The sequence below is a fragment of the Alcaligenes sp. EGD-AK7 genome (assembly GCF_000465875.3).
Taxonomy (GTDB): Bacteria; Pseudomonadota; Gammaproteobacteria; order Burkholderiales; family Burkholderiaceae_B; genus Alcaligenes; species Alcaligenes phenolicus.
On the sequence record NZ_AVOG02000003.1, the window covers coordinates 20656 to 38843 of the forward strand.

General features: G+C 57.2%; 22 protein-coding genes. 5 read left to right on the forward strand and 17 right to left on the reverse strand.

All coding sequences use genetic code 11. The features are described from left to right. Positions 1–204 precede the first annotated feature (204 nt). The 6 genes from N879_RS06650 to N879_RS06675 form a co-directional block, all read right to left on the reverse strand. Positions 205–1206 (reverse strand): cytochrome-c peroxidase, encoded by a 1002-nt coding sequence (locus N879_RS06650; protein WP_009462237.1) that lies wholly within the window; start codon positions 1204–1206, stop codon positions 205–207. Between the two features lie 274 nt (positions 1207–1480). Then, positions 1481–2185 (reverse strand): ABC transporter ATP-binding protein, encoded by a 705-nt coding sequence (locus tag N879_RS06655; protein ID WP_009462239.1) that lies wholly within the window; start codon positions 2183–2185, stop codon positions 1481–1483. Further along, on the reverse strand, positions 2178–2999 hold the full coding sequence (locus N879_RS06660) for an ABC transporter ATP-binding protein (protein ID WP_009462241.1): 822 nt from the start codon (positions 2997–2999) through the stop codon (positions 2178–2180). Before N879_RS06660 ends, N879_RS06655 begins: the two co-directional genes overlap by 8 nt. Continuing rightward, a complete protein-coding gene (locus N879_RS06665) occupies positions 2996–3958 on the reverse strand; it encodes a branched-chain amino acid ABC transporter permease (protein ID WP_009462243.1) in 963 nt (320 codons plus the stop codon). Before N879_RS06665 ends, N879_RS06660 begins: the two co-directional genes overlap by 4 nt. Positions 3959–3961: 3 nt before the next feature. Then, the gene (locus N879_RS06670; RefSeq protein WP_022983237.1) at positions 3962–4882 is read right to left on the reverse strand and encodes a branched-chain amino acid ABC transporter permease; all 921 of its coding nucleotides are present in this window, start codon (positions 4880–4882) and stop codon (positions 3962–3964) included. Between the two features lie 20 nt (positions 4883–4902). Next, the gene (locus N879_RS06675) at positions 4903–6072 is read right to left on the reverse strand and encodes an ABC transporter substrate-binding protein (RefSeq protein WP_009462245.1); all 1170 of its coding nucleotides are present in this window, start codon (positions 6070–6072) and stop codon (positions 4903–4905) included. A 325-nt stretch (positions 6073–6397) separates the two neighbouring features. Between N879_RS06675 and N879_RS06680 the strand changes: the two genes are divergently transcribed. The 4 genes from N879_RS06680 to N879_RS06695 all read left to right on the forward strand — a co-directional run bounded on the left by N879_RS06680 (position 6398) and on the right by N879_RS06695 (position 9266). Next, the gene (locus N879_RS06680; protein ID WP_009462247.1) at positions 6398–6835 is read left to right on the forward strand and encodes an Ivy family c-type lysozyme inhibitor; all 438 of its coding nucleotides are present in this window, start codon (positions 6398–6400) and stop codon (positions 6833–6835) included. A 74-nt stretch (positions 6836–6909) separates the two neighbouring features. Next, entirely contained in the window at positions 6910–7104 is a 195-nt protein-coding gene (locus N879_RS06685) for a heavy-metal-associated domain-containing protein (RefSeq protein ID WP_022983238.1), read from the forward strand. Positions 7105–7334: 230 nt separating this feature from the next. Continuing rightward, positions 7335–8399, forward strand: coding sequence for a bifunctional DNA-binding transcriptional regulator/O6-methylguanine-DNA methyltransferase Ada (ada, locus tag N879_RS06690; protein WP_009462251.1), 1065 nt, complete (start codon positions 7335–7337; stop codon positions 8397–8399). A gap of 117 nt (positions 8400–8516) precedes the next feature. Continuing rightward, positions 8517–9266, forward strand: coding sequence for an SDR family oxidoreductase (locus N879_RS06695; protein WP_009462253.1), 750 nt, complete (start codon positions 8517–8519; stop codon positions 9264–9266). Between the two features lie 11 nt (positions 9267–9277). Here the strand turns inward: N879_RS06695 and N879_RS06700 are convergent, their stop codons facing one another. Genes N879_RS06700 through ccmA form a run of 10 tightly spaced genes read right to left on the reverse strand, consistent with a single transcriptional unit; the run spans position 9278 to position 16496 of the window. Next, complete coding sequence (locus tag N879_RS06700) at positions 9278–10015, reverse strand: cytochrome c biogenesis CcdA family protein (RefSeq protein ID WP_022983239.1); 738 nt, start codon at positions 10013–10015, stop codon at positions 9278–9280. Between the two features lies 1 nt (position 10016). Beyond that, positions 10017–10892, reverse strand: a complete 876-nt coding sequence (gene ccmI / locus N879_RS06705; RefSeq protein WP_022983240.1) for a c-type cytochrome biogenesis protein CcmI — start codon at positions 10890–10892, stop codon at positions 10017–10019. Beyond that, entirely contained in the window at positions 10889–11362 is a 474-nt protein-coding gene (locus tag N879_RS06710; protein ID WP_009462259.1) for a cytochrome c-type biogenesis protein, read from the reverse strand. The genes ccmI and N879_RS06710 overlap by 4 nt, the downstream gene beginning before the upstream one ends. Then, positions 11359–11889 (reverse strand): DsbE family thiol:disulfide interchange protein, encoded by a 531-nt coding sequence (locus tag N879_RS06715; RefSeq protein ID WP_009462261.1) that lies wholly within the window; start codon positions 11887–11889, stop codon positions 11359–11361. The genes N879_RS06710 and N879_RS06715 overlap by 4 nt, the downstream gene beginning before the upstream one ends. Beyond that, entirely contained in the window at positions 11886–13853 is a 1968-nt protein-coding gene (locus N879_RS06720; RefSeq protein WP_022983241.1) for a heme lyase CcmF/NrfE family subunit, read from the reverse strand. Before N879_RS06720 ends, N879_RS06715 begins: the two co-directional genes overlap by 4 nt. Continuing rightward, positions 13850–14299 carry a cytochrome c maturation protein CcmE gene (gene ccmE, locus N879_RS06725; protein WP_022983242.1) on the reverse strand — a complete coding sequence of 150 codons (450 nt, stop codon included), beginning with the start codon at positions 14297–14299 and terminating at the stop codon, positions 13850–13852. Before ccmE ends, N879_RS06720 begins: the two co-directional genes overlap by 4 nt. After that, positions 14292–14477, reverse strand: a complete 186-nt coding sequence (gene ccmD, locus N879_RS06730; RefSeq protein ID WP_009462365.1) for a heme exporter protein CcmD — start codon at positions 14475–14477, stop codon at positions 14292–14294. The genes ccmE and ccmD overlap by 8 nt, the downstream gene beginning before the upstream one ends. Then, the gene (ccmC, locus tag N879_RS06735; protein ID WP_009462363.1) at positions 14477–15208 is read right to left on the reverse strand and encodes a heme ABC transporter permease CcmC; all 732 of its coding nucleotides are present in this window, start codon (positions 15206–15208) and stop codon (positions 14477–14479) included. The genes ccmD and ccmC overlap by 1 nt, the downstream gene beginning before the upstream one ends. Before the next feature lie 5 nt (positions 15209–15213). Next, entirely contained in the window at positions 15214–15882 is a 669-nt protein-coding gene (gene ccmB / locus N879_RS06740; RefSeq protein WP_022983243.1) for a heme exporter protein CcmB, read from the reverse strand. Beyond that, on the reverse strand, positions 15876–16496 hold the full coding sequence (gene ccmA, locus N879_RS06745) for a cytochrome c biogenesis heme-transporting ATPase CcmA (protein WP_039942524.1): 621 nt from the start codon (positions 16494–16496) through the stop codon (positions 15876–15878). The genes ccmB and ccmA overlap by 7 nt, the downstream gene beginning before the upstream one ends. A gap of 222 nt (positions 16497–16718) precedes the next feature. On the opposite strand from ccmA, the gene N879_RS06750 reads away from it, so the two are divergent. Next, positions 16719–17255: an ureidoglycolate lyase gene (locus N879_RS06750; RefSeq protein WP_009462358.1), complete on the forward strand. Its 537-nt coding sequence runs from the start codon at positions 16719–16721 to the stop codon at positions 17253–17255. A 45-nt stretch (positions 17256–17300) separates the two neighbouring features. On the opposite strand, the gene cynR is transcribed toward N879_RS06750, so the two are convergent. Then, positions 17301–18188 (reverse strand): transcriptional regulator CynR, encoded by an 888-nt coding sequence (cynR, locus tag N879_RS06755; RefSeq protein WP_009462356.1) that lies wholly within the window; start codon positions 18186–18188, stop codon positions 17301–17303.

The window sequence follows — 18188 nt, forward strand, 5'->3', positions numbered from 1 at the left end:
TGAAATAGTATCTAAATGGTACTATTTTTTTAGCCCGCCTGATCGAGCATCAACAATAACAGCAGGGGATTCTTGTCTTGAACGCCAAGCAAGGTCATGAATCCACAGCCAAATACAAAAACCCAGGCCAGGAAAATAAAAATCCAGGACCTGGGTCACTTCATGGCGGCCTAGCTCATGAAAAGCCGCCTGAATAGCCTGCTATCAAGAACCAAATGGCACCGGACGTGGTGTGTTGTCACGCGAAGGTGGCAAGATTGGCAGCACGATTTCAGGCTGTTTGCCCGTCAGCGTTTTCAGGAACGCGACGATCTGGGCATTTTCCTCTGCAGAGAAACTGCGACCCAACTGCAGACGACCCATTGTATCCACGGCTTCAGTCAAGGTATTGACGGCACCATCGTGGAAGTAAGGGTAGGTCAGCTCGACGTTACGCAAGGTAGGAACCTTGAAGTTGAAACGGTCAGCATCCTTACCCGTCACAGCCGCACGGCCTTCAGCCGGGTTGGTGGTTTGGTACGGCTCGATCAGACCCATTTTCTGGAAGGAGGTACCGCCCAGATTAGGACCGTTGTGGCAGGCCACACAACCACTATTCTTGAACAGTTGATAGCCAGCCAGCTCCTGATCGGTAATGGCTTTCTTGTCGCCCTTCAGCCAAAGGTCAAAGCGCGAATCAGGCGTCACCAAGGTTTCTTCAAAGGCGGCAATTGCGGAGGTGACTTCATCAATACCGAAGTCGGCCTTGCCAAAGACTTGCTTGAACTCGGCCTTGTACTCGGGGATGGAGCTCAGGAACTCCATGGCCAGCTCGTGTGTGAACGCCATTTCCTTGGGGTTGGCAATCGGGCCACCGGCCTGCTCTTTCAGGTCGCTGGCACGGCCGTCCCAGAACTGGGCCACGTTCAGGCTGGAGTTCAGGACGGTAGGCGAGTTGATGGGGCCTTCCTGCCAGCGATCCCCGATGGAGGTACGGATATTGTCCGTGCCACCCATGCTCAGGTTATGACAGGAGTTACAGGAGATGAAACCAGAACGGGACAGGCGAGGTTCAAACCACAGTTTCTTGCCCAGTTCAACGCGTGCCGGATCAGTGACAACTGCGGCGGGAATCGGCTGTACAGGCTCATTTTCCTGAGCTTGCGCGGCACTGCCGAGCAGTAGACCGGCGGCCAGAGCAGAGAGAGTGAACAGGCGTAATTTCATAACAACTTCCTTATGGGATGACAGAGCTTCCTGCCAGTGAGTGGTCCGGATAGGACCCATAACCCTGCTGGCCTTATGGACATCGTAAGGAATGCCATTTCATTACACATTGATACATCGCAAGGAAATAATCTTTCCAGAGATGCTTAGGGAACTTTCAGAAGAAAGTGCAACTCCTCCGCCACAATCCCCTATAGCGCCTTGACGATAAGCATAAAAAATGCCGCCTGCAATCAAGCAGGCGGCATCTTGGGATTGTTGCAGTTTGTGTTTTTTACACGCCCAGATAGCGCGTCCACAAGGTGCGATCAGCCCCCAATGCTTCGGAGTTCCCCTGCCAGACCAATTTGCCACGTTCCAGAATAATGTGGTGATCCGACAAGGCCATCAGCCGCTCGACATATTTGTCGATCAGCAAGATGGTTTGCCCTTCTTCACGCAAGACGGCCAGACAGTTCCAGATTTCTTCACGCACCTTGGGCGCCAGTCCCTCGGAGGCTTCATCCAGAATCAGCAGCTTGGGGTTGGTGACCAGCGCACGGCCAATGGCTAGCATTTGCTGTTCACCGCCCGAGAGCTGGTTGCCCATATTGGACGCACGCTCACGCAAGCGCGGAAAAAAGTCATAGACACGCTCGGGCGTCCAGGTCTTGTTGGCTTTGGGGTTGCGGTTGCAAGCAAAGGCCGTCAAGTGCTCGGCCACGGTCAGGTTGGGAAAGCACTGACGCCCTTCGGGCACAATGGCAATCCCGGCACGGGCAATACGGTCCGGATTCCAGCCCGCAATGGACTGGCCGTCGAACTTCACATCGCCGCCGCGCACCGGCAACTGGCCCAGAATGGTTTTCAGCAAGGTGGTCTTGCCCATGCCATTACGGCCCAGCACAGTCACAACCTGCCCGCTACGAATGGACAGATCTACCCCGAACAGCACCTGGCTGGCGCCATAGCCGCTTTGTAATTGAGTCGTTTCAAGCATGGCTTTCCACCTTGGTTGGAACTGGCGTGTCGTCGTCGCCCAGATAAGCTTGACGCACAGCCTCGTTATCGCGGATTTCGGCAGCCGTGCCGGTAGCAATAATGTGCCCCGCCACCAGCACAGAAATCCGGTCAGCCAGACGGAAAACGGCTTCCATATCATGCTCGACCAGCAACATGGTGGCTTTGCCACGCATGGTTTCGATCAATTCAGTCAGGCGCAGCGTTTCGTCCGGCCCCATCCCGGCCATAGGCTCATCCAGCAGCAGAACTTGCGGACGGCTGGCCAAAGCCAAGGCGAATTCCACCTTGCGCTGCTCGCCATGCGGCAACACACCGGCCTGGGTATGCAGCAAGGACGCATCAATGGCACATTCGGCAGCCAAAGCACGGGCTTGCTCGTACAGCTCGGTTTCCGCCTGACGAGCACGCCAGAAGCGGAAGCTGCTGCCACTGCATGCCTGCAAAGCCAGCACCAGGTTATCCAGCACCGTGTAGTTCTTGAAGATGTTGGTGATCTGGAACGAACGTGCCAGACCGGCAGCCACACGCTGGTGACCCGACAAGGAAGTCACATCCCGGCCACCCAGCAAGAGCTGGCCCGAATCCGGGGTCAAGGTGCCCGACAGCAAATGAATCAGGGTCGATTTACCAGCCCCGTTCGGGCCGATCAAACCATGAATTTCACCGGGCACCAGGTCCAGGGACACATCATTGGTAGCCTGCAAAGCACCAAAGCGCTTCATCAGACCACGGGCTTGCAAAGCGGCCGAGCCGCTGCCCGCCTTGGAGGCGGTTGCTATCGTGTTCGTCATGCTTGCTCCTTGGCAGTAGTAGCGGGATCAGCGGCCGAGCGGACACGCACCAGTCCGGCCAGCCCCTTGGGTGCAAAAAACACCACCAGCAGCAACAAGATACCCAAAGGCATGTGCCAGTACTCGGTCCAGTTGCGCAGCAACTCTTCCAGCACCAACATCACGAACGCACCCAGAGCACCGCCATACAGCAAGCCAATCCCCCCCACCAGCACCATGATGATCAGGTCAGCCGACTGGGTCCAGTTCATCAGGCTGGGCGAGACAAACAGGTTGTGGTTAGCCAGCAAGGCACCAGCCAGACCCATGATGGCTCCGCTCAAGGTGTAAGCCGTCAGGCGAATGCGGTAGACGGGGTAACCCAAGGTTGTCATGCGGCTTTCGTTTTCACGCGTGCCCATCAAGGCCTGCCCGAAACGGGCTTTAACCAGACGATTGAACAGGAACAGCACCGCCACCAGAATAGCCAGAACCAGGTAGTAAAAGCTCAGCTCATTGCTCAGATCAATCCCGGGCAAGGAGGAATGGCTGTACATGTTCAGACCGTCCTCGCCACCGTACTGGCGCAAGGAAATGAACAGATAAAAGATCATCTGGGCAAACGCCAGCGTGATCATGATGAAGTACACACCACGAGTACGCAGCGACACGGCACCGGTCAGGAAAGCCAGCAAGCCGGAGATCACCATGGCGGCAGGCCAGGCAATCAGGCCACTTTGCACGCCTTCGGTAGCCAGGATACCCACGGTGTAGGCCCCTGCCCCGAAAAACGCGGCATGGCCCAGGGCCACCATCCCGCCATAACCCAGCACCAGATTCAAGGCACTGGCAGCCAGGGCATAGATGAAGATACGGCGTACAAACGAAATGTAGAACTCAAGTCCGTACATCGGTGCAATCAAGGGGAAAGCCAATAAGGCCACCAGCACCAGGGCGGAAAAAATACGCGAAGTAGACATACATTAACCTCGCGCCGGGAACAGGCCCGAAGGACGGAAAACAAGAACAACCGCCATCAGGACATAGATCGAAATGGCAGCAATCGTAGGACCGACGCTGGAAGCCACATCTGCCGGGAAAACGTTACGCAGCAACATGGGCAGGAATGCACGGCCAGCGGTATCAACCATACCCACCAGCAAGGCACCTACAAACGCGCCACGAATCGAGCCAATCCCGCCAATCACGATGCAGACCAGAACCAGGATCAGAATGTCCTCGCCCATACCGATCTGAACCGCGGTAATCGGACCCAACAAGGCACCGGCCAGCGCAGCCAGAGCGGCTCCCAGAGTGAACACACCCAGGAACAGAATAGGCACTCGCACCCCCATCAGGGTGGCCATTTGTCGATTGGAGGCTCCTGCACGCACCAGCACCCCAGCCCGTGTTTTGGTCACGAAGGCATACAGGGCCAGCGCCATCACCAGACCGACCGCAATAATCATCAGACGGAAGGCGGGATAGAGAAAGTCAGGCAAGAGTTCTACCGGCCCGGACAACAAGGCAGGCATATTCAACATAACGGGGGTTGGGCCCCAAATCATTTTGACCACATCATTGGCGATCAAAATAACGGCATAGGTTCCCAGTACCTGAGCCAGGTGATCACGAGTGACCAGCTTGCGCAGAATGAGAATTTCCAAGGCAATACCGACCAGGGCTGTCACCGCCACCGCCACCACAATGGCGGCGGTAAAAGACCCTGTACGCTGCATGGTTTCCGCGGCCACATAGGCTCCCGCCATATAGAGGGAGCCGTGGGCCAGGTTCATGATATCCATAATGCCGAAGACCAACGTCAGGCCCGCGGCAATCAGAAATAACATCAAACCAAACTGCAAACCATTCAGCAATTGCTCGCTAATCAGAATGAGCGACATGCTTTTACCACCTGTGAATCTTAATTAAGTTTGCATTCTTTGGCGTAGACGTCCTGGTAGGAGTCAAACACCTTGCTGACCATACGGTTCACAAGACGTCCGTCCTGATCCTTGACCACTTCACGCAAGTAGTAAGCCTGCACGGGGAAGTTGTTGTTGCCGTAGGTAAATGGGCCGCGAACCGAGTTGTAGTCGGCGGCTTTCAGTGCCTTGAGCACCGCTTCGCGGTCGGATACCTTGCCATCAACCTGTTTGACGGCGGCGTCAATAGCCAGAATCACGTCATAGGCCTGAGCAGCGTAAACCGATGGATAGCGGCCGTCGTAGGCTTTGCGGAACTCTTCCACAAAGGTCTTGTTGGCAGGAACATCCAGGTCAGGCGACCACTGAGCCGTGTTCAACATGCCCAGGATAGGCTCGCCCACGGCGGGGATGATGTCCTCGTCACCCGAGAAGGCTGGGCCCAGCAACACCACATCTTTATTCAGGCCAGCGGCCACGAACTGTTTGATGAAGTTGATGCCCATGGCACCGGGCAGGAAGAAGAACACGGCCTGGGGCTTGGCCGCACGGATCTGTGCCAGTTCAGCCGAGTAGTCAATCTGGCCCAGCTTGGTGTAGAGCTCGTCGTTGACGGGTTTGCCGTAACCACGCTTGAAGCCGTTCAGGTGATCCTTGCCGGCCGGATAGTCAGGGGCAATGATGAACATTTTTTCGTAGTTGCGATCCGCAGCCACTTTACCGGCGGCCTCGTCAAAGGCGTCGTTCTGGTAGGACACACCAAAGAAGTACGGATTACAACCGGCACCGGCCAGTTGGCTGGGGCCCGGGTTGCTGGTCAGGTAAGGCACTTTGGCCGAGAACAGGGCGGGAGCCACTGCCAGTGCCACGTTGGAACCCACGGGGCCGGTAAAGAAGTCGATCTTGTCGCGCTGCACGAAGCGATTGACCAATTGGCGGGCCTGGTCGGGGTTACCGGCCATATCCTGTTGAATGAACTCGGCCGGGAAACCGCCCAGCTTGCCGTCCAGTTGTTTGATGGCCAGATTAAAGCCATCACGAACTTCACCACCAACGGCAGCGAACGGACCGGATGTGTCCATTGCCATCCCCACTTTGATGGTATCGGCATGAGCCAAAGAACCGCCAAAAGCCGCCGCCAGAGCTACGGTCAATGCAATACGTTTCATGTTATCTCCTTGCGCCACCGCGCTTATAGGCTGTCTTTAAATAAGATGCACAGCAGATCGAACTACAAATTCAACTATGCCAACCATTCATTTATAAATAGTTTAGTTATGAAACAATTTTGCTGGCAAGCTGTGGTTTTTACCTACACCCCTCAAATGCCCTGGTAATTCGACAGGAAACAAAGCCCCGTGCCAATCCCATGGACGGATAAGCACTATAACGACTGTAGGGATAGCCGTTTATGCAGGTTTTCCTTGATTTTGTTAACAATCCCGCACTAAGCGCGCTGCTAAACTGAAGGCTCGCCTCATTATTGGAGATCCCATGCGTATTTCCCATTCTCTGTGCCGCCTTGTCCTTGGCAGCGCCCTGCTCGCCCCTTTCCTGAGCAATGCACAGTCCTCGGAATCCGTTTATCTGGCTGACCTGGCCAAGTCCAACAAGCAAGTGGCCCAGCAGTATCAGAGCCTGATGCAGGACGTCGCCAAAAACGCCAGCTGGGTTAAAGATTTCGGTACGGCTTCGCCGGGCGAAACCGTTTCTCTGGATGGCCGCGACTACCAGGTTTTCCAGGGCTGCAAACCCCATGACTGCACCAGCTCCAGCTACGTAGTGCTACTGGACACTCAAAAGCAGACCATCTCCTACGGTGCTTTTGTGGAAAACAAGGAATCAGGCCCAGGTTTGGCCAGCAGCCAGATTCAATGGCTGGGCAATCCCGAGTTTGATCAGATCCGCCTGATGTCACCGGCCCTGTTTTAAAAAAAACAGCACTTGACCTTGCCCCCGTGGCAAGCCTTAAGCTGACTCCATTGTTTTTATCAAAGGAGTCAGCTATGTCCACCTTCTCCGTACCCGACATGACCTGCGGCCACTGTGTACGCAGCATCACTGAAGCCATTCAGGCTGTCGCCCCTCAAGCCACCGTCAGCACGGATCTGGAAAAACACCAGGTTACCGTTCAAGGTCTGGATGGCGCACAAGCCCTGAAAGTGATTGAAGAAGCGGGTTACACCCCCAGCGCCCTGTAAGCACAATGCGCCTTTCAAGGTGCCAGCTCTTCAGAGCCAATAAAAAGGCCGGTTGATACCGGCCTTTTTTTCATGCTGCTTCGTTTAGCACGCACATACCGTCAACAACTGACAGGCTCTTGTGTGGTGTCAGCCGGGTCTGTCAATATTGACCGCAAGAATCGGAGTGCTTGCGATGAAAGACCCGCGTATTCTGGCTTCGTAATTGATGATGTCAGGATCCCTGCCCTATGACTACGAACCCTGCTTACAAAACCGACGATCAGCGCTGGGCGGCTGTGCAGGCACGAGACCCCGCTGCCGATGGCCAGTTCGTCTATGCGGTGCGTACCACAGGCGTGTACTGCCAACCCAGCTCAACAACACGCTTGCCCAAGCGCGAGAATGTCGAATTTTTCGATTCGCCCCAGAACGCTGAAGCAGCAGGCTATCGTTATAGCCGTAGGGCCCATGGCTCTCAAACCAGCGCCGCAGCCGAACGGGCCGCCATCGTGGCTCGTGCCTGCCGCCTGATCGAAACCTCGGAGACGCCGCCATCGCTGGACACGCTGGCAGCCGCGGTGGGCAAAAGCCCCTTCCATTTTCATCGGCTGTTCAAAGCCGAAACAGGTCTGACGCCCAAGGCATACAGCTCGGCCTATCGTGCTCGCAGACTGCGCGAGGAACTGAGCAGTCCGGATACGACCATCACCAATGCGATCTACGACAGCGGATTCAACTCCAACAGCCGATTCTACGAAGCCTCTGAACAGCTGTTAGGCATGCGTGCACGGGACTACCGGGCTGGAGGGGCCGGTGCTGTCATCCGTTTCGCTGTAGGTCAGTGCTCTCTAGGAGCGATTCTGGTAGCCCAAAGCCAACGCGGCATCTGCGCCATCTTGCTGGGCGACGATCCCGATCAACTGGTTCGTGACCTGCAAGATCAGTTTCCCAAAGCCGAAATCATCGGCTGCGACGGGGAGTTCGAGCAATTGATCGCTCAAGTCGTGGGCTTCATCGAAACGCCCTCTATTGGCTTGCACCTGCCACTGGATGTACAAGGAACGGCCTTCCAGGAACGAGTCTGGCGCGCGCTCTGTGAGATCCCGCCAGGCGTCACCGTCAGCTACACCGACATCGCCGAACGCATAGGCTCGCCCAAAGCTGTGCGTGCCGTGGCCCAGGCTTGCGCCAACAACCACATTGCCGTGGCCATCCCATGCCACCGCGTCGTACGCCGGGATGGCGATCTGGCCGGTTACCGCTGGGGGATAGACCGAAAACGTGAACTGCTACGCCGCGAAGTACAAGACTGATAGTCGGCTACCTGCCCCATCATCAAGAACCGGTTTTGAAGGCAAGAAACGGAGTTCCCCGTCAGGCCAGGACACATACGATGTGAGCTCCCAATAGAAATACAGGAGATTTCACTCATGGCTTTGCTTGATGGAAAGGTTGCCCTTGTTACCGGCGCATCCTCTGGTATTGGACGCGCCATCGCATTGATGTTTGCTGAGCAGGGAGCGGCACTTGTTCTTACGGCAAGGCGTAGCGCATTGCTTGATGCCGTCGCCAAGGAGATCCGGCAGTCTGGCGGCCGTGCCGAGTTTGTGACGGGGGACATTACGCAGGCTGAAATCCATGAGCAACTGATCGAAGCCGCGAACAGCAGATTCGGTGGGCTGGATATTGCGATCAATAACGCCGGTATTGTCGGTGCCCTCAAGCCGCTGGCCGAGATGTCACTGGAAGAATGGCAAACAACACTGGATACCAATCTTGAGGCAGCCTTTCTGGGTGCCCGTAGCCAGATTCCAGCCATGCTCCATCGCGGTGGCGGTTCGATTGTTTTCACCTCGAGCTTTGTGGGCACCAGTGTCGGCCTACCCGGGATGAGCGCTTATGGTGCCGCCAAAGCGGCACTCATGGGACTGGTCAAAGGCATCACTGCAGACTATGCGGCGCAAGGAATACGAGCTAACGCTCTATTGCCTGGCGGAACTGACACAGACATTGCCGGGGATCAGAGCACCAAGGATTGGGCGGCGGGGCTGCACGCCATGAAGCGAATCGCCCAACCTGAAGAAATTGCGTCCGCAGCGCTCTTTCTGGCCAGCTCCATGTCCAGTTTTGTGACCGGATCAGCCCTGTTCGCCGATGGCGGCAATGCTGCCGTGAAGTGATAGACGACGGTTCAGCCCAGTTGTCCTAACACCGGGAATGTCTTGAGCACCCAGATCGCAAACCGCGCCAGCTCGCCGGTTGCCATGGCCCAACCCATCACAATCAGCACCAGACCCGCCCCCCAGCGCACATAGCGCCCGATCTTCCTGATCTGGGTCATGCGCTGCAAGAAGGGGGTCAGGAAGCAGGCGGCCAGGATGAAAGGTACGCCCAGACCCAAAGCGTAGACGGACAACAGGATACTGGCCTTGCCCGCACTGGCCGTGCTGGCTCCCATCATCAAAATGCCCGCCAGAATCGGGCCGATGCAGGGAGTCCAGCCAAAGCCGAACGCCAGCCCCATTACCGTTGCCCCGCCAGGGCCTGCCGCTTTGCCGGATTCAAAGCGATAGTAGCGTTGCAGGCTCATGGGCATGCGCAGCACCCCCATCACACTCAAGCCCGCCAAAGCCACCATGACACCTGCCGCCACATTCAACTCATAGCGATAGGCCATCAACAGCTGACCAAGGTAAGAGAGGCTGGCTCCCAAGGCGATAAAAACCAGCGAAAAGCCAGCCACAAAACAAACGCTGCGGCCCAGTAGCTGGCTGCGCTTGACCTGCGTATACACCTGCCCGTCCCCGGCCAGATAAGACAGATAGCCGGGAACCAAGGGCAAGACGCAGGGGGAGAGAAACGAAGCCATCCCCGCCAGAAACGCCGTTATCAGGGCGATCAGGCCCAAATCCAAAGACACTATTTCCATATCAAGGGGCCGTGGCAGGTTCCGCTGCAGGGGCGGCCGGCATACGCATACGTTCGCGCGCCAGTTGCAAGCCCTGGTTCACGACCTTGGCGGTTTCCGAATCGGGTGGAAACTGCGCCAGCAAACGCTGCCAGTAGTCGATCGCCGCCGGATACTCCTCTTTATGCAAAGCGGCAGCGCCGGCCAGCATCAAGCCCAATGGCTCTTCGGGATACAGCTCCAGCGATCGCTTGACCAAACGACCCGGCAAACCGTCCAAGGTATCGACACCGGCCAGCAGCATGGATTCCGCATACTCAGCCAATGCCGTCGGGTCTCCATCCACCACGGCCATGGCCTTGGCATACGCCTGTGTCGCTTCCTGATGGCGGCCGTAATAGCGATGTGAACGGGCCATCATCAACCAGGCGCCCGGATCGTCCGGGTTTTCTTTCAGACGCTGCTCCAGACGGGCCACCATGGCCTCAATATCCACGGGCTGTGCGTTGGCTTGCTGCTGCACGGCGGCAGGATCGAGCATGGCCGGATTGCCCAGATAAAAGTACAAGGCGATAGCCGCGACCGGAATGCTGACCATCAAGGTCCAGGCCAGCTTCGGTGCGCCTGCTTGCTGCACAGATTCCGTTTTCAGCCCTTCGTTTTCTTCCAGCACACGCTGGCGCAAATCCATCTGCGCCTGTTCAAAGTCCTGGGCAGACAAGACACCGGCCTGCTTGTCCCGTTCGATTTCCTTGAGCTGCTCACGCAAAATCGCCAGATTGGCCTGCTTGTGTTCAACCACACGCTGCACGGCGGGCTTGCGCTTGACGCTCAACATCAAATACACCGCGCACAGCAGCACCAGTAGCGCGGCCACAATATAAAAAACAATAGTCACGATTGTTCATCCCGAGAAGAGCCCTGCAAGAGAGCATCGGCTTGACGACGTTGTTCCTCGGTCAAGGCCGTGTCATCACCCGCGCGGCGTCGACGGCGCAGCGTAAAGGCATAGACCAGAAAGCCAGTCAGCAATAACAGAGCTGGCCCGAACCAGAGCAGCAAGGTGGTGGATTTAAAGGGCGGGCGATACAAAATGAAGTCGCCATAGCGATCCACCATATACGTGCGAATCTGATCGGGGCTGCGCCCCTGCCCCAACTGCTCCATGATCTGCTGACGCAAGTCCACCGCCAGCTCGGCACGCGATGCCGCAATGGATTCGTTCTGGCACACCAGACAACGCAGCTCGGCCGCAATTTCCAGCATCACCGATTCCTGGGCGCCCTGTTCCCCCGACTGGGCCTGCGCCGCCGGCACCAGAAACCACACACTGGCCATCAAGGCCACCATCCATTGACGCATCATCATGGCTGCTGCTCCAAACGACGGATCAAAGGCAACAAGGTTTCCTCCATGGATTCACGCGACACGGGGCCTATGTGCTTGAAGCGCACAATGCCCTGCTTGTCGATCACAAAGGTTTCCGGCACACCGTACACACCGAAATCAATGCCCACACGACCGTCCCTGTCCATGACAGAGACTTCATAAGAATTGCCATTGCGTAGCAGCCACTCGCGGCTTTCTTCAGGTACGTCCTTGTAGTTCAAGCCCACAATCGGCACCTTGTGCTTGGTGGACAGCTCTTTGATGAAAGCATGTTCGGTCAGGCACGGGTAGCACCACGAGGCCCACACGTTCAGCAACCAGACGCGTCCCTTCATTTGCTCACCCGAAAAACTGGCTTCGGGATTGTGCAATTGAGGCAGGCTGAATGCCGGAGCCGGTTTATCGACCAAGGGCGAAGGCACTTCGCTGGGCTTCAAGGTCAAACCAATGCCCAGAAATACCAGCAACAGTACAAAACCGATCAAGGGAACAGTAAAACGGTTCATGCCTGCACCTGCGTATTCATGGCTTTGTTTTGCACAGCGGCACGGGTTTGCTTGGCGCGATAACGTCGATCACTGATTGCCAGCGCACCGCCCAAGGCCATCAGCAAACAACCCAGCCAGATAAAGTCCACCAGAGGCTTGTAGTACAGACGAACACTCCAACCGCCCTGATCAAAGTTGTCGCCCAGCGCCACGTAAATATGACGCAAACCATTGGCGTTAATGGCCGATTCCGTCATGGGCAAGGCCGAGGACAGATAGGTGCGCTTTTCCGGATACAAGGTGGACACCACCTTGCCATCCTGCAGCAGTTCTACCGTGCCGCGTTCGGCCGAATAGTTCGGGCCCGGCACAATACGCACGCCCTGGAAGCGCGCGTCATACGCGCCCACCTGCGCCGTCTGACCGGGTTGCAACAAGACATCGGTTTCTGTCTCGTAGTGGCTGACCATGGTCACCCCCAGGACAAAGACAGCGACCCCGATGTGGGCCAGGTGCTGACCCAGCCAACTGCGTGGTTGCGAGAACACGCCGGAACGCGTGGCGCGCACACGCTTGACCACATCAAACAAGCTGCCCAAAACAATCCATATGGCCAGACCCGCGCCCAAGGCGGCGGTGCCCTGCCACTGGCCGTACAACAAAGGAATGGCTGCACCCAGCACGATACTGAACACGATCACCAGGGCCAGTTGGCGCACCATATCCATCATGCTGGCACGCTTCCAATTCGCCATGACGCCAAACACGATCAGAACCAGAGCCGGGATCATCAAAGGCACAAACACCTTGTTGAAATAAGGTGGCCCCACGGAGATTTTGCCCAGGCCCAGCGTATCCATAATCAGGGGATACAAGGTGCCCAACAGCACCGTGCCCGTCACCACTACCAGCAAAACGTTGTTGACCAGCAGCAAGGACTCACGCGACACCACGGCAAACTGCCCACCTGCTCCGACACGCGGTGCGCGCCAGGCAAACAGGATCAGGGAGCTGCCCACAATGACGGCGAACAGACTCAGAATGAACACACCTCGGGCCGGATCTGTAGCAAACGCGTGTACTGAGGTCAGCACGCCGGAGCGCACCAGGAAAGCGCCCAAAATGGACAGCGAGAAGGTGCTGATTGCCAGCAACACGGTCCAGTTCTTGAAGCTGCCACGTTTCTCCGTGACCGCCAGCGAGTGAATCAGGGCGGTCCCCGCCAACCACGGCACAAAGGAGGAGTTCTCTACCGGGTCCCAGAACCACCAGCCGCCCCAACCCAGCTCGTAGTAGGCCCACCAGCTACCTACGGCAATACCCAAGGTCAGAAACAGCCAGGCCGAGGTTGTCCAGGGACGCGACCAACGCGCCCAACTGGCGTCCAGACGGCCTGCCAGCAAAGCGGCAATCGCAAAAGCAAAGGCCACCGAAAAGCCCACATAGCCCATATACAGCAAGGGAGGGTGAACAATCAGGCCAATATCCTGCAAGAGCGTATTCAGATCCAGACCTTCAGCCGGAACCGGGAACATGCGCTCAAAGGGGTTGGAGCTAATCAACACAAACAGCAGAAAACCGGCGGTAATCAGACCCAAGACGCCCAGCACACGGGCCAGCATGGCTTCCGGCAAGGAACGCGAATAAATGCTGACAGCAAAGGCCCAACCCGTTTGCATGAACATCCACAGCAGCAGCGAGCCCTCATGCCCGCCCCACACAGCAGCAATGCGGTAGAACAAAGGCAGTTTGGTGCTGGAGTTCTGCGCCACATAGGCGACAGAGAAATCAAAGCTCACAAAGGACCAGGCCAGACACAGCAAACTGAAGGCCACCAAACCGAATTGCCAGCGGGCTGCGGGACGTGCAAAAGCCATCCAGGCCAAATTGCCACGCCAGGCACCATACAAGGACACAATGCCTTGGGCCAGCGCCAGTACAAAAGTCAGAATCAGGGCAAAGTGTCCAAGCTCCGGGATCATGGCTGGGCTCCTTGTTTCGCGCGCTCGGCCTGCTCCATGGCATGCATGGCCTCGGGCGGCATGTAGTTTTCATCGTGCTTGGCCAGCACTTCTTCCGCCACAAAATGGCCCTGCTCGTTCAAGCGACCTTGGGCCACCACGCCTTTCCCCTCTTGAAACAGGTCCGGCAAAATTCCCGTATAGCTGACAGGCACCTGGGCCGCGCCGTCTGTCACCACAAAGTTCACGGCCATGCCTTGGGCGCCACCACGGCGGATGCTGTCCATCTGCACAATGCCACCCACCCGGAAGGTCCGGTTTTCAGGGCTTTGCCCCTGGCTGACTTCAGTAGGGGTAAAAAAGAACACCAGGCTGCTTTGGAAGGCATTGAGGATCAGGGCGGTTGCCGCCCCCAGCACGATCAATGCGCCCAGAATCAGGACCAGACGATTTTGTCGCTTAGTCATGGCGCTGGCCCCCCAGGGCGCGCTCGTCACGTACCCGCTGCCAGGCCCGTGCCCGCCCTGCCCGGACGCTGAGCACTTCACCCAGCATCAACACGGTACAGGCCAGCACCGAGCCCCACACATACACGGCATAGCCGCCCATAGCGAAAAAATCGCCCACACTCGACCAATGCATCATCAGCCCTCCGTCAAGTTGCGAACCCAGGCGGTATGCGCCTCACGTTCAAGAATCAAATTGCGCACCCGGTACAGTGCGATGGCAATGCTGTAGCACCACATGGCCAGACTCATCAGCAACATGCCCGTCAGCATGACGGTGGCCATGGATGGCGAGCTGGTCAGCGATACCGAAGCCCCCTGATGCAAGGTGTTCCACCACTGCACCGAGAAATAGATAACGGGCACATTCACCACCCCGACCAGGGCCAGGATGGAAGCGGCTTTGTCAGCGCGACGTGGGTCGTCAATGGCACCACGCAAGCCCATGAAACCCATGTACAAAAACAGCAGCAGCAATTCGGAAGTCAGACGGGCATCCCAGACCCACCAGGCGCCCCACATAGGCTTGCCCCACAGGGCTCCGGTTACCAGGGACAAGACCGTACAGATCGCCCCGGTCGGGGCCAGCGCGGCTGCCATCATGGCGGCGGTGCGACTGTTGAAAACCAGGCAGATCAAGGACCAGAAGCCCATGGCCAGATAGATCAGCATGGACATCCAGGACACGGGCACATGCAGAAAAATGATGCGATAGCCTTCGCCTTGCTGGAAGTCGGTAGGGGCCAAAAAGAAGCCTACATAAGCGCCGACCAGAAACAGCAGAAAGGCCAGGATGGCAGCCCAAGGGATAATGCGTCCGGCCAGAACATAGAAGTTTTGAGGAGCGGCGTAGCGATACAGAAAGTTCATGGAATTTACTCAAGAGCAAGGCGCAACGCCGCTGCCGTGGCAGGTGGCGCAAAGAACAAAGCCAACAGTAAAAAAGCGGCCAGAACGGACAGATGCGCTTGCGCACCCAATCCTGCCTGAACCGCTTGCACCGCCCCCGCCCCGAAAACCAGCACGGGCACGTAAAAGGGCAAAATCAATAAAGCCAGCAAAACCCCTGCCGAGCGCAGGCCCAACACCAGAGCCGCGCCAATCGCCCCCAACAAGGTCAGAACGGGCAGGCCCAGCGCCAGGGACAGCATCAGCACGCCCAGGCTGGACGTAGGCAGGCTGAATTGCAGCCCCAGAATCGGAGCCAGCAAAAGCAAGGGCAGGCCTGTCAAAAAGGTATGCGCCAGCACCTTGCCCAAAACCCAAAGGCTAAGCGGCAGGTGAGAAAACAGAACCTGCTCCAGTGCACCATCCTGCTCGTCCTGTTCAAACAGGCGGCTTAGCGACAGCATGGTCGCCAGCAAGGCCGACACCCACAGCACGCCAGGCGCCATCTTGGACAGCAAGGCCGCATCCGCCCCCACACCCAAGGGAAACAGGCTGCACACCACCAAAAAGAAAACCAGTGGAATCAGGACATCGCCGGGGCGACGCATCGCCAGGCGCCACTCGCGCTTCATCAAGGCTAAAAAGAGACTCAACATGCCTGCCCCAGATCCAGGTGCTGCACCTCCAAATCCCAGGGCAAGGTCTGGTGGCTAGTTAGAATGACAGCGCCCTGCTTATGCAGATGCTGCGCAATCAATTCGCCCAGAAACTTCTGACCGGCGCTGTCCAGCGCAGTCAGCTGCTCGTCCAGAATCCACAAGGGGCGATTGCTCAGAGACAGGCGCACCAGAAACACGCGGCGACGTTGTCCGGCTGACAGTTGCCGTACAGGCACACGACGGTAAGCCAGCAAACCGCCAGCCAACAACGCTTGGTCGCAAGCGTCCTGCTCTAGGGGAACGCGATCCTGCATGAGCAGGCTGTCCAGATTTTCTTGCACCGACAAGCTGCTATTGAGTCCAGGCGCATGCCCACCGTAAACCAGTTGTCGTCGGTAATCGCTATCGTTGCTTTGCACGGGACGGTCGTGCCAGATCAGTTGGCCTTCGTCGGCCTGGGCGATATTGGCCAAGATACGCAACAAGCTGGTTTTGCCGCTGCCATTGGGCCCACTGACCAAACAACATTGGCCAGCTTCAAGCCTTAGGCTCAGCTCGGAGAACACACGACGCTGGCCCCGTCTACAGGTCAGCGAAACAGCTTGAAGCACAGCAACCCCTTGTCAAGAAAGCAAACAGAGCGAAGCCGCCCCTGAAAAAAGGCGGCTTGCTTAGCTCGCTAAGTAAAGACGAGCCCTCTTCAAGACAGGGGATGTTTTACTTAGTTCCACAATACCCACGAGAAACTCAAGCTTATTGATCTAGGCCAATCCGGGTTCAAGGCTGCATTCTTGATAAGATGCTGCCTTAGTACTTTCTCTGAGCAATAAACCATGAGCCCCCCAATCACCCTGACTCCCCAGCCCCTCAGCCCCGAGGCTTTTGCTCCTTATGGCTGGATGTTGGGTAAAGGTCTGGCCACGGCGCCAGCGACGGCCGCCTTCAGCAATGCCGCCACTGACTTCTGGCACGAACATGCGTTTGACACAGGTCCAAGCGGTCAGACCGAAGTGCTATGGGTGAATTACCGCATTCAAGACCCCAACATCACGACCCTGGAAAACCACCTGCTGACGCAACAGGCACTGATCCCGCTGACTGGCGAAGTGATCCATATCGTGGCTGACAGCAAGCCCGAAGGAGGTCCGGATTTGTCGACCCTGAAAGCCTTTCGCATTCCTCAAGGGCAAGGCGTCTGCATGCGCCCCGGTTGCTGGCACAGCAGCCGTGTAGCCGGAGGTGAAGTCGCCTGTCTGATGCTGACGCGTATCTCTACCACGGTAGATCTGGTCGCCCATTTGAACGAGGGCAAACCCGCCACGGAAAGCGAGTTGCGTCCTCTGGAACAAAGCGTGGTGGTGGCGCTATAAGGTGCCCGCAGCAGAGCGCGACCATCGCTCTGCCCGACACCCGCATCAAAACGTCGATGCCGCGCCGTATTTCAGCGCCAGCTCAATAAAGGCGCGCATTGCAGCAGATTGATAGGCACCCTTGCGCTGCATCAAAATGGCCCGCCGTTGCGGCGGGGCCGGGTCCAGACTCACAGCCACCAAATACTCGCTATTGCCGGCAATCGCGGCAGGCAACAAGGTCGCCAGACCCGTGCGCCGAACCACCTCGATCACGGCATTGAGCGAGTTCGACTCCATCGAAACCTTCAAATCCAGATCATGCTGACGGCAATGGCGTTCGATCTGCCCACGCGTGGCGAACTCGGGCGTCAACAAAACCAAAGACTCACGCATCAGCGTGTCCCTATCGATGCTGCGGCGCTCGGCCAAGGGGTGCGTGCGGCTCATCACCAACGCCAGCGTCTCCACCAGTAAAGGCTGAAACTCCACGGCAGCCGAAGTCGGCTTTTCAAAAGCGATACCAATATCCAGCTCGTCTTCGACCAATTGCGTTTCCACACGCTCCTGCAGCATTTCCTGCACCACCAGGCGCACATTGGGATAACGGCGGTAAAAGGCCTCTACCAGAGGGCCAATCAAGTAAGACGTAAAGGTAGGCGCCACCGCCACTCGCAAGGAGCCTCGACTCAAATCGCTGACGTCATGCAAGGCCCGCCGCCCTTCTTCCAGATCCTGCAAGGCTTGCCGGGCATAGCGCAAGTAGACCTCGCCCGCATCCGTCAAACGCACAAGACGTCCGGTGCGATCAAACAGTTGTGCGCCCAGATGTTCTTCCAGCTGGCGTACCTGCTGAGACAAGGCCGGTTGAGACACGTGCAAGGCGCGTGCGGCGCGGGTAAAGCTTTGATACTGGGCAACCGCCAGAAAATAATTAAGATGGCGCAAAAGCAT